At 55.2% G+C, this 15,316-nt stretch carries 9 protein-coding genes and 2 pseudogenes; 2 read left to right on the forward strand and 9 right to left on the reverse strand.

What is annotated here, in order from left to right; genetic code table 11:
- Positions 1–84 precede the first annotated feature (84 nt).
- On the reverse strand, positions 85–1,050 hold the full coding sequence (gene epsC / locus K6K13_RS14630; protein ID WP_222161115.1) for a serine O-acetyltransferase EpsC: 966 nt from the start codon (positions 1,048–1,050) through the stop codon (positions 85–87).
- A gap of 216 nt (positions 1,051–1,266) precedes the next feature.
- Between epsC and K6K13_RS14635 the strand changes: the two genes are divergently transcribed.
- A complete protein-coding gene (locus K6K13_RS14635; protein WP_252120305.1) occupies positions 1,267–2,340 on the forward strand; it encodes an alginate lyase family protein in 1,074 nt (357 codons plus the stop codon).
- Here the strand turns inward: K6K13_RS14635 and xdhB are convergent.
- The 6 genes and pseudogenes from xdhB to K6K13_RS14665 all read right to left on the reverse strand — a co-directional run.
- Positions 2,324–4,711, reverse strand: a complete 2,388-nt coding sequence (gene xdhB, locus K6K13_RS14640) for a xanthine dehydrogenase molybdopterin binding subunit (RefSeq protein WP_222157651.1) — start codon at positions 4,709–4,711, stop codon at positions 2,324–2,326. The genes K6K13_RS14635 and xdhB overlap by 17 nt on opposite strands.
- Positions 4,701–5,826: pseudogene (locus tag K6K13_RS14645) on the reverse strand (xanthine dehydrogenase small subunit). Before K6K13_RS14645 ends, xdhB begins: the two are co-directional and overlap by 11 nt.
- Positions 5,823–7,154, reverse strand: a complete 1,332-nt coding sequence (gene guaD / locus K6K13_RS14650; protein WP_222157652.1) for a guanine deaminase — start codon at positions 7,152–7,154, stop codon at positions 5,823–5,825. Before guaD ends, K6K13_RS14645 begins: the two are co-directional and overlap by 4 nt.
- Before the next feature lie 303 nt (positions 7,155–7,457).
- Positions 7,458–8,795 carry a TonB-dependent receptor gene (locus K6K13_RS14655; RefSeq protein WP_222157653.1) on the reverse strand — a complete coding sequence of 446 codons (1,338 nt, stop codon included), beginning with the start codon at positions 8,793–8,795 and terminating at the stop codon, positions 7,458–7,460.
- 308 nt (positions 8,796–9,103) lie between these two features.
- Positions 9,104–10,432 (reverse strand): putative aminohydrolase SsnA, encoded by a 1,329-nt coding sequence (ssnA, locus tag K6K13_RS14660; protein ID WP_222157654.1) that lies wholly within the window; start codon positions 10,430–10,432, stop codon positions 9,104–9,106.
- 3 nt (positions 10,433–10,435) lie between these two features.
- Positions 10,436–11,501 (reverse strand): annotated as a pseudogene (locus tag K6K13_RS14665) (FAD-dependent oxidoreductase); the annotation flags it as partial.
- A 140-nt stretch (positions 11,502–11,641) separates the two neighbouring features.
- Between K6K13_RS14665 and K6K13_RS14670 the strand changes: the two are divergent.
- Complete coding sequence (locus tag K6K13_RS14670) at positions 11,642–12,451, forward strand: XdhC family protein (RefSeq protein ID WP_222157655.1); 810 nt, start codon at positions 11,642–11,644, stop codon at positions 12,449–12,451.
- Here the strand turns inward: K6K13_RS14670 and hydA are convergent.
- On the reverse strand, positions 12,443–13,843 hold the full coding sequence (hydA, locus tag K6K13_RS14675; protein ID WP_222157656.1) for a dihydropyrimidinase: 1,401 nt from the start codon (positions 13,841–13,843) through the stop codon (positions 12,443–12,445). The genes K6K13_RS14670 and hydA overlap by 9 nt on opposite strands.
- A gap of 29 nt (positions 13,844–13,872) precedes the next feature.
- Positions 13,873–15,069: a diaminopropionate ammonia-lyase gene (gene dpaL / locus K6K13_RS14680; protein WP_222157657.1), complete on the reverse strand. Its 1,197-nt coding sequence runs from the start codon at positions 15,067–15,069 to the stop codon at positions 13,873–13,875.
- Positions 15,070–15,316: the final 247 nt, after the last annotated feature.

The following is a 15,316-nucleotide window of genomic DNA, read 5'->3' on the forward strand; positions in this document are numbered from 1 at the left end:
GCGATTTCATTACCAATAAGGGAGTGGGCTATGCACCCACTTAGGGATGAGGAAGTGCGGGTAGATGCTGGAGTGTCCGACGAATTAAATTCCGTCACCGTCGCGATACTGCGTGTGTAACACGCTAGCCTGACGCACATTGCTGTCCGGCAGCACATCGTGCGTCAGCCAGACGTTTCCGCCGATACTGGAGCGCGCACCGATGGTGATACGCCCTAATAATGTCGCTCCGGCGTAAATCACCACGTCGTCTTCCACAATCGGATGTCGGGGGTAGTTCTTTTGTAGCTGTCCGTCATTGTCAGTGACAAAGCGTTTGGCACCGAGCGTGACCGCCTGATAAAGCCGCACACGTTTGCCGATGATCGCCGTCTCGCCAATCACTACGCCAGTACCGTGATCGATAAAAAAACCTTCGCTGATCTGAGCGCCGGGGTGAATATCAATGCCGGTTTCGCTGTGCGCTTTCTCCGTCATGATGCGCGCCAACAGCGGTAGCCCCAGTTGATACAGTTCGTGAGCCAGCCGGTAATGCATCACCGCATGAATACCGGGATAGCATAGCAGTACTTCATCCCGGCTGCGCGCGGAAGGATCGCCCTGATACGCGGCCTGAATGTCGCTGTCCAGACGTTGCCGAATCGCTGGCAAATGCGTGGCAAACTTGCGGATACGGTGCTCTGCGTCCTGCGCTTCGGGTGAGGTGACGCCGTGCTGCGTTGCCGTGCCTGCCTGATAGTGCAATTCCAGCACCGCCTCTTCCGCCAGCGCATCGAGCGCAGTACCCAGCAGATAGCCGACGTAGTAATCTTCCCCCTCTTTACGCAAATCGGTGGCCCCCAATCGCATGGGATACAACACCTTAATCAGCGTATCGGCAACGCTATGGATACTCTGTTTTGAGGGCAGCAACCGTTTATTCTGATAATCGCCCTGAGAAAAACGGTCACGCCATTGCTGACGCACACGACGTAATTCATCAACGACCCCATCCAGATGCCAATGATTATTTCGTTGAGAAATAAACACTAATTCACCTAATTCCGACATCATGTTTTCCTCTCAAAGCACTGCAATGGATTGGGATGACCTGTTTTCTCAATTGTTATGCGTGATCCACCCACAAAACAAATACTGTTATCGGCTTTGCATAGCCAATAACTGGATAAACCAAACTAAACAAAAAAGCTGAATGTGAAACCGCGCTAAACCCAACCTGGCGCATTCCAGTATGATGGGGTGATTGATAACCACAGGATGCTTGTTATGAATACCGTCGCATCAACACTCAACCGTTCTCGGCGATTTCACCGTGTTCCCACCGCGTTGGGGATACTGGCCATGCTGTTGCTACCGGCAGCACAGGCCAGCGAAGGACTTTGCAACAAGGTTACGCCCCCCTCAATCCAGGCATTATTATCCACTGTCTCGCATCCACCAGCCGCCAAGCCGCAAGCGATACCGATCGTGCACACGGAAGGCACCTTGCCTCATCAGGGTATCTACGATATGTCTAACGCGGCACGGCGTGATTTCAGCTATATGCGCGATCTGGCCTTAGCCTGGCAACGGACTCAGGATGCTGCGCTGCTGTCACGCTTGACGGTCTATTTGGATGACTGGATGAAAACCTATCAGCTGAGCTTTAACCCTATCGACGAAACCAGCTTCGACGGGGTAATTGAAGCATACCGCTTGACGCGCAGCGCCCTGCCGGAAGCCACACGAGAGCGCACCCGCACCTTCCTGCATGCGATGGCAACCGGGTACTTACAGAAGATGGACGAAAACCAGAACAGCGCAAAAAAAATCTGGAGCAACAACTGGCAAAGCCATAGCGTTAAGTTAGTCACCATGAGCGCGGTGGCGATAGATGACGCCACGTTGCTGGCAGCGGCTAAAGCGGCATTTATCCGTCAGTTAGATACCAATATTCATGCAGATGGCGAAGTGATGGATTTCACCGAACGCGATGCCTTGCACTACGTGGTCTACTCATTGGAGCCGCTGCTGCGCGCCGCCATGGCAGCGCAGTTGCAAGGTGAGAACTGGATTGATCTGAAAGGCCGCCATGGGCAAAGCCTGCGTACCGCGCTGGAATGGCTCAAACCCTATGCCGACGGTGAAAAAACGCACGAAGAATTCGCTAACACCAAGGTGCGTTTCGATATCGAGCGCCGTAAAGCTGGCGTTAAAGGGTTCGACGGACAGTGGCAACCCAGCAATGCCGCGAATGTCTATTGGTCTGCCAGCGTGCTCAATCTCCGCTATTTGGAGACCGCGCGGCAACTCAACAAGACGCCAGCGCGCTGGCTGTGGGCGATTACGCCCTGCCAGTGACGCCAGTCTGCGAACGTTGCAGCGCTCGCCATACCCGTTCCGGTGTGGCGGGCAGTTCGAGCAAAACATGACCTTCAGCGTCATCCCGGCTCGCCACCGCATCCTGCAATGCACACCAGACAGCAATACCCAGCATAAATGGCGGCTCGCCCACCGCCTTGGAACGAAATACCGTATCTACCGCGTTATCCGTGTGTGGCAACAGTTGCACGCGAAAATCATGCGGAATATCCGCTACGGTCGGGATTTTGTAAGTGGCACCGGTATCGGTCAATAAACGCCCTTGTGCGTTCCACACCAGTTCCTCGGTGGTAACCCACCCCATTCCTTGTGCAAACCCCCCCTCTACCTGACCAATATCCAGCGCCGGATTCAGTGATGCGCCCGCATCGTGCAAAATGTCCACACGCTTTACCTGATACTCACCGGTCAGCGTATCGACCACCACTTCGGTACAGGCTGCGCCATAAACAAAGTAGTAGAAGGGTTGTCCACACCCGGCGTCACGATCGTAATGGATACCCGGCACCCGATAATATCCCGTTGCCGACAGCGGCACCTGATTGAACCATGCCAACTGCGCGACCTGCGCAAAGGTAAAATGCTGCTCACCCGCACGCACCACGCCATTGCAAAAGACGATATCGTCGGGCGCGCAGGAGTAAAGGCGACACAGCAAGTCGACCAGGCGCTGCCGGATGATTTCCGCTGCCTGTTGTGCAGCTTTGCCGTTCAAATCGGCACCGCTGGACGCCGCCGTCGGGGAGGTATTCGGCACCTTACCCGTATCGGTAGCAGTGACCTGAATGGACGCGCTATCAATTTGCAGCACCTGTGCCACAATCTGCGCGACCTTGGTATTTAGCCCCTGCCCCATCTCGGTTCCTCCGTGATTAACCTGCACGCTGCCATCGGTATACACCAACAGCAGGGCGCCCGCCTGGTTGAGAAAGGTCGAGGTGAAAGAGATACCGAATTTGATCGGCATCAGCGCCAGCCCACGCCGCAGCACAGGATGGTGTGCATTAAAATCCTCAATTTCGGCACGACGTTGCTGATACTGGGCGCTGCGCGTCAGCCGTTCGGTGATGTCATCAAGCAGGTTCTGTCCCACCGGTTGGTGATAGTGGGTAGTATTGCGCGCGTTAATACTGCCATCGCGCGTACCATAGTAATTGCGTTGGCGCACTTCCAGCGGGTCCAGATGCAACGTACGTGCAATGTGCTCAATCACCTGCTCGATGGCAACCATACCCTGAGGGCCACCGAAACCGCGAAAGGCCGTATTGGAAACAGTATGGGTGCGACAGCGATAGCCGGTAATACGCGCATCCCCCAGATAGTAAGCGTTGTCAGCATGGAACATGGCGCGATCGACAATAGAACCCGACAAATCCAGCGAGTGACCGCAATTCGCGGCTAAGTCGATCTTCACCCCGCAAAATACCCCGCGTTCATCAATGCCGACCTCGTAGCGCACAAAAAAAGCGTGGCGCTTGCCGGTAATACGCATATCGTCACGCCGCGACAGGCACATTTTCACCGGCCGGCCGGTCAATCGGGCCGCCACCGCGCACAAGCAGGCAACGCTCGCCCCCTGAGACTCCTTGCCGCCAAACGCGCCGCCCATACGTCGCATCTCAACGGTCACCTGACTCTGGCTAACCCCTAACACCGAGGCAACCAGCTTTTGTACTTCGGTCGGGTTCTGGGTGGAGGCATGGACCGTGACCGTTTGATGCTCGCCGGGATAAACCAGTGCCGCCTGCGTTTCCAGATAAAAATGCTCTTGCCCACCGATATGAAACGCCCCCGTCAAACGCTGTGCCGCACGGGCCAGCGCCGCATCCGCATCACCACGCTGTTGCACAAAGGGGCGTTCAACGTAATGCTGCTTTTCCAGCGCTTCACGCACATCCAGTATCGGTGTCAGCACCTCGTAGTCGATGATTGCCGCCCGCGCGCCCAATCGCGCCGCCTCACGGGATTCTGCCGCTACCACCAGCACCATCTGCCCGGCATAGTTCACCTCATCATCGGCCAGCAATAGATCCCCCGGTGCCAGTGCCCCAATATCCGGATTCCCCGGTATCTGCTGGCGGGTCAGTACCGCCACCACACCGGGAATGCGGTAGCAAGGTTCAACATCAATATTCAGAATGCGGGCATGGGCGTGATCGCTCAGGCGCGGGCAGAGGTGCAACAGTCCCTCCGGTTCCGATCGATCGTCGATGTACCGCGCCTCGCCGCTGACGTGCAAGGCGGCACTTTCGTGAATACGGCTGTGCCCAACACCGCCAGACAGCGGCTGAGAGAATTGCGCCTGCAACGCCGTTTGGGTGAGTACAGGCTGTGAAGGATTATGCGACATGGTGCGTAACCTCCATGGTGACGTCTTCACCTTGTAAGCAGAAGAAGTAACGCAGCAGCAAATTCCTGGCGAGCTGCATGCGGTAATCCGCGCTGGCACGCGCGTCACTGAGTGGGGTGAAATCCTGCTCCAGCACCTGACTGGCCGCCATAATCGTCTCCCGGTTCCAGGGCTGATGCAATAGCGCACGTTCACAGCGTTCAGCCCGCCGTGGGATCGCATCCATGCCACCGAAAGCGATGCGTGCCTGCACAATACGTCCCTGTTCGATATGCAGAGAAAAAGCGCCGAACACGATAGCGATATCGTCATCGGCCCGTTTGGATACCTTCCACGCGCGAAAGTTGTCCAGCAGCGCCCCACGCGGGATCACGATCTCGCGAATAAATTCGCCCGGCGCTAACGCCGTTTTGCGGTAAGCCAGGAAGAATTCTCGCAGCGGTAGCGTACGAAGATCGCCCCCGCCAACAAGCGCGCCTGAGGATGGCGCAGATAACAGAGGCTGCCAACTGTTCCAGCGAGGTTGGCATAAAGCAGCGTGACGCCTCACCGAACGGCACCTCGGTGACCTCACTCGCCAGTGCATTCAACCGTGCAACAGTATGCGCTTCCTGTCGGGTAAAGCTGTCCGCTATCGGGTGCTCGCACAACTGGCGCGCCGCGTCCATGATGGGCCGATAGCCGGTACAGCGGCATAAATTGCCTGCCAATGCCTGCTCCGCCTGCTGACGATCCCATCCGCTGTGCTGTTTTTGCAGCACAAACAGGGACATCACCATACCCGGCGTACAGAAACCACATTGTGACGCATGCAGATCGACTACCGCCTGCTGCACCGGATGCAGTTCTCCCTCCTGCCGCAGATCTTCTACCGTGATGAGCTGTTTACCCTGCAATGCGCTCAATAGCGTCAGGCATGCACTGGCAGTTTCATAGCAGACACGTCCCTGCTCCACGCGCCCCAGTACCACAGTGCAAGCACCACAGTCGCCAGAACCACAGCCTTCTTTGGTCCCAGTGCGACGCTTACGCTGGCGCAGGTATTGCAATACGGTCAACGCAGGATCGCCATCCCGCTCCACGACCAATGTGTCGTTAAGTAAAAAGGTGGTCATGCAGCCACCTCCTGACAGTCAGTCTGCCAAACGGGACGCCCATTGACCCAGGTAGCAACCACATTACGATCGTCACCCAGCGTCATCAGCACAAACAACCGCTCCATAATGTCCTGACACTTGTCATCACGCAGGCGTTGTAAGGCGGTGACAGCAGGATCGATAACCACAAAATCTGCGGTTTTCCCTGTAGCAAAATTGCCGATTTCATCTTCCAGATCGAGCGCACACGCGCCTCCCAACGTGGCATGGTAGAACGCCTCACAGGCTGACAGCCGGTACTGCTGCAACTGCCCGACTTTGTAAGCATCGCCCAAGGTTTGCAGCAGACTGAACGACGTTCCTGCCCCCACATCGGTGCCTATGCCGATACGCACGCCCTTGTGCCAGCTCTGCTGCAAACGAAACAGCCCGCTGCCGAGAAACAGATTCGAACTGGGGCAAAACGCCACGGCAGATTGCGTCTGGTGCAGGCAATCCCACTCCGCCTCATCGAGGTGGATAGCGTGCGCAAAAACGCTGCGCCGACCGGTCAACCGATAGTGATGATACACATCCAGATAGTTGTCCCGATCGGGATAAAGCTCGCGTACCCAAGCCACTTCCTGCGGGTTTTCGCTCAAGTGCGTTTGCAGCCAGGTATCGGGAAATTCTTCGCGCAGGCGCTGCGCGGCACTCAGCAGCTCCGGTGACGATGTCGGCGCAAAACGTGGGGTGATGGCATAGCCCAGACGTCCACGACCGTGCCAACGCCGGATCAACGCCTGACACTGGCGATGGCTGCTTTCTGCCGTTTCGACCAGATTGTCCGGTGCATTGCAATCCATCATCACTTTGCCCGCAATCAGGCGCATCCCCAACCCTTGCGCCGCGCTAAACAGCGCCTCCACGGATTCAGGGTGTACGGTGGCAAACACCATGGCGCTGGTGGTACCGTTACTCAGCAGTTGTTGCAGGAAAAATGCGGCCATCCGAGTAGCATAATGCATATCGCCATAGTGGCTTTCGGCAGGAAAGGTGTAACGCTCGAGCCACTCCAGCAACTGCTCACCGTAAGCACCAATAATCTCAGCCTGTGGAAAGTGGATATGCGTATCGATAAAACCCGGCAAAATCACTTTTCCGCGATAATCGATCAGCGACCAGCCCGCTTTCACACGCGCTTCACCTTGTTGCCAGGGATATAAACCGACAATTTTTCCCTTCTCAATCAGCAACACACCATCGTCAATATAACGGGCATGATCAGCGATCTGCTGCGGATTGTCTGCGGGCGCGGCAATATCGAAAAACGCGCTGCGGATAGCGTAACGGTTGCATACGGTCATGCTGTTTTATCCTGCGTAATAAACCAAGCGTAATGTAATAAACAGCAATTCCCATACCACAATAAACTCAGTTCGGCGGTAATGTATTTTACTGACAAGCAAACGGTTGCATTTTTAAGCAAACGATTACCTTTTTTATAAAAAAGATAATTGTGTATTAACTGCATAATATTGATGGGTTATATTGCACCATAAGGCGGCATATGCACGATTTAATGCCCTTACAGAGTGCATGGAAATGATGTGTTATCGAACATATAAAAAAAGGCATCCATTACGGATACCTTCTTAGAAAGAATAACATCAGAAGTTATATTGCAGAGAAACGCGATTCTGCCAAAACGAATAATCGTAAACTGGCGAGGTTTGCACCCCAAGGAAATTAGACAAACTTAATCCTTTTAAGGCACCATCAAACTGGTAAATACCAAAGACAACATATTCAGACTGGTTACGGCTGGGTGCACTGGCTGAACTTTTCAGGTCCATAAAGGAATAATACGTCCCGATGCTCAACGCAGGCATCACCTGATAGGTAATCCGCGTAGAATAGGCGTTGCCGGTACCGAGATCCTGGGTACTGGTAAAATAGGGTTGTGCGAAATATTTACCCGACGAGGTGCTGCTGGAATATGGCGTCACCAGCGCCCCATTCAGGTAGGCTTCAGGGTTGGAGACAATGTGGTTGTAGTTGATAGACCACTTCACGTTGCTGGTCGGCGTCAACGCCAATTGCACACCGTAAGAGGTGCTATCGACTTCGCCGCGCAAACGCTCACCCTCGCCGCTACCACGAATAAATTGCACGCCGATATCCGGCTGCCACGGCGCGGCTTTCCATTGACTGTGCGCTTCGCTATAGCAAATATTCACGTAGTCATCATAACTTTCATACCATAACTGGCCGGTCAGCGTTATGTCGCCCATCTGCTTTGAACGACCCGCCCCCACGGCCCAGGCGCCGTTGGTTTCTTCTTTAATCGCGCTATAAGCACTGGTCGCCAGGAATTTATCACTGCGCCACGGCTTGTAGCGGTATATCTTGGTGGCGTGTACGAAATCGGTTTTATCGCCCCAATGCATATCCACAGCGCGAAACAGAATGGGCGTAATACGCCAGTCATAGTCGCTCATAAAAGGAATATCGATGCGCTGATCGCCCGCCGTAAAGCGGAAATCCTGATACTGCCAACGCAACCAGGCTTCGCCGAAACCGTTTTGATTGGTCGCCAATTCCGTCACGCCACGCCCAGCGCCCGGTGAACGCCATTGTTGTTGATAAATCCCACCAACGCCTGCGCTAATACCGTAATACGGTGCCGTTTGGAACAGAATATTACCGCCATAGCTGGCAGTATCCTGATTATTGTTCTTCACGAAATAGGCATTGTTGGTGGAGTAATACAGTGAGCGTAACGAACCATGAACAGAACCGCAGCGTAACGCATCAAGCGCATTATCTACGCCGTAGGCATTTTGTGTGCAGGTTTGTCCCAGATTACTGCTCAGCGGTTTTATTGCTGCTGGCGATTCGGCAAACACAAATGCGGGTAATAATAGTGCGGCTGCGACGGTACTGATGGAAAATAAACGACCTGTGCGAATATCCCCGGGGAATAAAGATACAATGCTATGTTTCACAGTTAGGTTCCTACTACAGAATTAAAGGAAGCCACCTTGTAACAAGGAATAGCCAAGTATACTCGTCATACTTCAAGTTGCCGGAGCGTTGGCTACGCGCATTCGCCCGAATCACTTATTTGAGTAAGTTCGTCGAGGTTCATTCGCTTGCCACCTGCCTGCAACTCGAAATATTTAGGGTATAGAACAACAGCGATGACGTTATTTTCGCAGGTTAGTTATTATTTTGATGTTTATCCTCCGCAATTGCGGAGGATAAACAATAATTGAGAATCTTTTTTTATTATTTCAACCGTATTTTTATTTTATTACGCGAGATTATCCATACGTTGCCATAATTTCTCCGCAGCCTGACGTGCGTGGAAATAAATCTCCTCGACATCAAACGGGAAACAGCGATCTTCATACACCAGATTCCCTGCCACCATCACACTGTGCACACTGGCAGAATTCAGTGCGAAGGCCAAATGCCCGGCCAGATTTTCAGCACACAGCGGCGTCGGGGAGTGGTAATCGCAAATGGTTAAATCGGCCTGATAACCCGCAGCCAGTGAGCCAAACGGCGCAGCGAAGTTACGCTCCAGCAACAGGTTACCGTTATGCAGAAAACGCAGAAAACTGTCTGGCCACAGCGTGCCGCCTGCATCGCGGTGCTTGAAGCAGGCGAATTTCAACTCTTCAAACATATCCGCACCGATACCGTCGGTTCCCAGGGCCACATGACGATACTCCGCCAGACGCGGGTTGTACCCTACCTGATTGTTCATGTTGGAACGGGCGTTATGCACCAGACAAGCATCAAACTCATCGATCACCGCCACATCCTGCGCCGAAAGAAACAGGCCGTGCGCGATCAGGCTTTTCTCGTTAAGCAATCCTGCCCTCGCCAGTCGCACCATCGGATCAACACCATAGTGATGATGACTGTGAGAGACATCATAGCGGTCTTCCGCAACGTGAATATGCAGCCCGCGTCCCGTGCTCTGAATCGCATCGGCCAACAGTTCCAGCCCGGCATCGCTCAGCGTGAACGGCGCGTGTGCACCAATGTGCGCCTCCACCAGATAGGGCGTTTTACCCGACTTTTTATCCAGATCGATACGGTGAGCAAAACGGATATTTTCTTCCACGCCGCGCCGCAGTTCATCCAGCCCGCCATTGCGATCGGTGGTTTCATAGCAGGTCATGCCACGCAAACCGGCAGTGAGAAAGCCACGGCGTAAAATATCCAGCGATCCGCCTATCAGCGATGGGGAGGCATGGTGATCGATAACTGCGGTGCAACCTTGTTTAATCGCTTCCAGCGAACACACCAACCCGCTGTAATACAGTGACTCTTCATCCAGCGCGCGGTCCAGTTTCCACCACAGGTTTTTTAGCGTGGAGATAAAGTCCGGACAGGGGTCAATACGCGCCAAAATGCCACGCGCCAGCCCGGAGTAAAAATGGTTATGGGCACAGACGATGCCCGGCATCACCAGTCGCCCCTGCATCTCTTTCACTGTCGCCACCGGATAGCGCGCCGTCAGGTTTTTTCCCACCGCGACGATCGCCGTGCCGTCAATGGCGATATCCACGCCCTCATCCACTCGAGCGGGCTCAAACTGCACCGCCGTTGCGTTACGCAAAATCAGCATGAATTACGCCTCCACCGCGCCAAGTAAATAGTGATGATGTTGATAAATCGTTGAAATAATGCGGCACATGTCTGCCAACGCCGGAGGAGCACTGGCAATATGGCCGTGCGGGTCAATCGCCAGGTGATAGATCTGCTGCTCATGGCGCACCAGAATGCCATCTTCATCCAACAGGAAACCGGGATTGCTGCTGGCAGCAAAATCCTCACGCAAATTGAAGATGGTCACTTTATCGCGATAGGGTTTCCCGTCCCACGGGCAGAACTGGGCGCAGTTGCCGCATTCGTTGCAATAGGCATCAATATGCAGCGTTTGAAAACGGTCACGAAAACCGGGTACCGCAATGGAGATATTGGCGCGGTTAGGACAGACATCCATACACTTGGCGCACACATAGTTACACGACAGGCAACGCTGCGCTTCTTGTTGGGCAAACGCATCCTGATCGTCCGTCGTCACCAGCTGTATCTCTATCTCCCCTTTACGGCGATAGATATCAGCCGGATCGGTATTCAGCCAGCGTTTCGCCGCATGGTCATCGCGAATATTCTCACGCAGCAAAATCGCATCCGTCGCGCGTCGCGCCGCACCGATTGCCGCCACAATGGAAGCCGGACCGCTTTGCGCATCCCCAATCAGAAACACATTATTGCGCTGTGTTTCCTGCGTTTTGCTATCCACCACCGGGATACCTTTGGCCGACAGGGGAACCCCCATCTGTGCCAGCGCCGCATAATCTGGTTCTTCCCCAACGGCAGAGATAAGGGCATCCAGATGCAGCACGTCGGTGCGCTCGGTCGCCAGCGGACGAGCCCGCCCCTGCGCATCCGGCTCGCCGGGTTGCATAACTCGTAGCGTCACGGCGCCGTCGCTATCAAACCGTTCCGGATTCACCCAAAAGCGGAATTCAACCCCAGCGTGACGCGCCTCTTCCACTTCTTCGCGCCAGGCAGGCATATCGTGTTCACCGCGACGATAGAGAATGGTGACCTGTTCAACGCCGGGCACGCGCACAATCCATCGCGGTATTCCCCGCGCCGACAACGCCCACGGAACGCCCAAGCGTAATAATAATCGCATTTCTCATTTTGAGAAAATAACCGGGGTTTCCCCGCAATGACCCGCGCCATTACGCGCCAAAATAACCCCATACGCAGGCACAGAATTTGCATTACTCCCTTATCAGTCATGATTTATGCGAGGTATGCAATGGGGCTTTTTACTCAGGCAGCGGAATTGGAAAAAAATAACCGGGCTTTTGCCTTTATCCAGATCGTCGAAAGCCGGGGCTCTACACCGCGCCACAATGCCAGCATGCTGGTTGATGAAGACGGCAACAGTCAGGGAACCATCGGCGGCGGGATGATGGAGCGGTTGGTGCTGGAGCAAGCAAAAGAGGCGTTAGCGCAAGGGCAATCCCGCGTATTTAGCGGGCGCATGGCGCGTCAGGGCGAAGGTGCCGTTGGCTCGGATTGCGGCGGTGCCATGAAGATACACATCGCGGTGCAGCCACGCCGACCGCAGTTGGTGCTGCTGGGGGCGGGCCACGTGAACCGTGCCATCGCCGTGGTGGCCGCGCCGCTCGGCTTCGAGATAGCACTGATGGATACCTGGAAAGAGAATCTGGATCATCCCGATCTCCCCCCCGCCAGCCGCAAATTGCTGGTTGAGAGTTTCACTGCCGGTATCCAGCAGTTGACACTGGACGATAACTGCTATGTGGTGATCGCCACCAACCATCAGGACAGAGAAGCGTTGGAACACACTATCGGCAGTTCGGTGCGTTACCTTGGCTTGCTGGCCAGCCGCAGAAAGATCCAGACCTTCCGTGCCGAGTTGGAGAAGCGTGGTGTCGATGCCGCTGACATCGCGGCGCTGCGATCGCCGATTGGACTGGATATCGGGGCGGAAACCCCGGAGGAGATCGCCATCAGCGTGATAGCGGAAATTCTTCAGGTGAAAAGTGGTGCCAGCGCGGTATCACTCCAGTCCACCACGCTGGCTGTCGTATCAAAATAGGGTCTTCACCCACTCGGCGTTAAACGGCTTGCGGCGCAGAAAGCGCCCATGCCCGGCGCGGCCGGTGAACACGCCCTCACGCCATACCACCTCACCGCGGCTCAAGGTCATGATCGGCCACCCCTGGCATACCATGCCCTCGTAAGGGGAGTAGTCGCCATTATCGTGCATTTCATCGTGACGCAGCGTAACGCGGCGCTGCGGGTCGAATAGCACCAGATCGGCATCCGCACCGGGCATCAGGTTACCTTTCTGCGGCCACAGGCCAAACAGTTGCGCCGGACGCGTGCTGGTCAATGCGACAAATTGCTCGGGGCTGATTCGTCCTGTCGATACCCCGTGCGAATAGAGTAATGCCAGTCGATTTTCCACGCCAGGCAACCCGTTCGGACAACGGCTGAAATCCCCACCGGAAAGCATGTGGCGTTGATGCAGTGAAAAATTACAGTGATCGGTCGCCAGCGTGGCGATACTGCCCTCTGCCATCCCTTGCCACAGCGCCGCCTGCTCTTCCTGCCCACGCAACGGCGGGCTGAGGATATACTTCATCCCGTCAGGGTCTTGGTAACGCTGTTCATCCAACAGCAGGTATTGTGGGCAGGTCTCAGCCCACACCAGCTGCCCGTTGTGTTGCGCCAGACGGATATAATCCAGCCCCAACGCGTTGGACAGGTGAACAATATACAGCGGCGCACTATCCGCTAACGACGCCAGGTTAATCATGCGCGCGATCGCCTCCGCCTCACAAGCGACAGGGCGACTTAAGGCATGATACATCGGCGCCGTGTTCCCCTGTTGTACAAAGGCATCGCGACGCCATCGAATCGCCGCATCATTCTCCGGATGTACCGTGGTTAACGCGCCCACCTGACGCAGCCGCTGCAACGCCTGTAACACCGCCGCGTCATCCAGTTTGTACTGATAGGTCAGGTAGAGTTTGAAGCTGCTGATCCCTTCCTGCTCCACCATCGACGCCATTTCATCCAGAATGGCATCGTCGACATGCTGCACCACGCCGTGAAAGCTGTAGTCGATCGCCGCCTGCCCCTCTGCATAGGTATGATAGCGGCCCAATTGATGATGCAGGTTACATCCCGCCGGACCAAAGCCCATATGATCGACAATAGTCGTGGTACCGCCGCACGCTGCCGCACGAGTGCCGGAAAAAAAATCATCGCAGCTGCGACCAATGCCGACATCGATATTGAAATGGGTGTGTACATCAATACCGCCGGGCATCACCTGATACCCGGTTGCATCAATCACCGCCATCTCGGGCGTGATGGCGATATGGGGTTCACGCCGTACGATCCGCCCCTGTTCGATCAGCAGATCCTCATGATACTGCCCCTGATGATCGACCAACGTGCCGCCTTTGAGTAAGCGCTGCATAGCATTCTCCTGCATCAAGTTGAAGACGGTTAATCCATCAAGGGACGGCCTTCCCACACCACTTCGCGATAGTGTTGTCGGTCGGTATCGCCTTCAGAACTGACCACCAGCACACAGGAGGAGGAATCCAACCCCAATTGCGCCAACAACGCTTCTCGATCCGGGCTATGCAGTATCGCCGCCAAGACGCCCATGCCGACAGCGCCCGATTCGCCAGAAACGATGCGCGCATCCTGCCCAAGCGGATTGCCCAGCACCCGCATCCCCAGCGCAGTGACGCGGTCTTCACAGGAGATAAACTGGCGGGAACAATCTCGCAGGCGCGGCCATCCTAACGGGTTGGGCTCGCCGCAGGCCAACCCCACCATCATGGTGTCCATCGCACCGCCGACAGCGACGATCTCCCCATGTTGCGCAGAGCGGAACAAGCAGTCAGCGCGATCCGGCTCCACGATCACCGCATGTAATTTATCTGCGCCATAGCAATTCACCAGATAATCCAGCACACCCGCCGCCATTGCGCCCACGCCAGCCTGAAGAAAAACGTGCGTCGGTGTCGGCCAGTCGTTCTCGGCAATCTGTTCTACCGCTTCTACCGCCAGCGTCGCATAACCTTGCATTATCCAGGCGGGGATTTTTTCGTAACCGCGCCAGGCGGTGTCCTGCACCACTTCCCAGCCCTTTTCTTGCGCAGTTTGCATGGTCAGGCGCACGGTATCGTCATAGTTCATGTCCGTGACAATACATTCCGCCCCCAGCCCGGTAATGTGTGCGACACGCTCCGCAGATGCCCCCTTGGGCATATAGACCACGGCCTGTTGCCCTAACGCTTTGGCCGCCCAGGCAACGCCTCGGCCGTGATTGCCATCCGTGGTGGTGGCAAAGGTAATGCTTTCCGGCAGCGCCGCGCGGCCTTGCTCAAACGAAAAATCCTCCAGGGAGAAGTGGTATTTTTCGCACACGCAGCGGGCGATGGCATAGGCACCGCCGAGAATTTTGAAAGCGTTGAGCCCGAAACGTTGAGATTCATCCTTCACCAGCACCTGCCCTACGCCCAATTCAGCCGCGAACGCCGTCAGCGAGTGCAGCGGCGTCGGGCGATAACCCGGCATCCGTTGATGGAAGTTGCGCGCCTGTTCCGCCTGTTCCCGGCTGAACAGTGCTGCGCCGTGCGGCGTAAAGTGAGCGTTGTCGGCAATCTGCATCCGTAGTGAAAACGTTGACATGTTGGCATCCTGATTTTGATTAATGAATTCATAGTTATTCCCTATCCATAGCATCAATATCTGTGCCAGTTTGTAGTTGCAGCGCCCAGTGCAATGTCGAATAATCGAAAACAGGAGAAAAAGGCATGTTCACACCGCATGGCGTGCCGGAAGCCGTGCCGTTTACCACGCAGTTCTGCCTTAACGGGCACCATCAGGCCTGACTGTCGCATGGCGACAGACGAACCGGTGATGCCGATTCTCAAAA

Source organism: Symbiopectobacterium purcellii (assembly GCF_019797845.1).
Taxonomy (GTDB): domain Bacteria; phylum Pseudomonadota; class Gammaproteobacteria; order Enterobacterales; family Enterobacteriaceae; genus Symbiopectobacterium; species Symbiopectobacterium purcellii.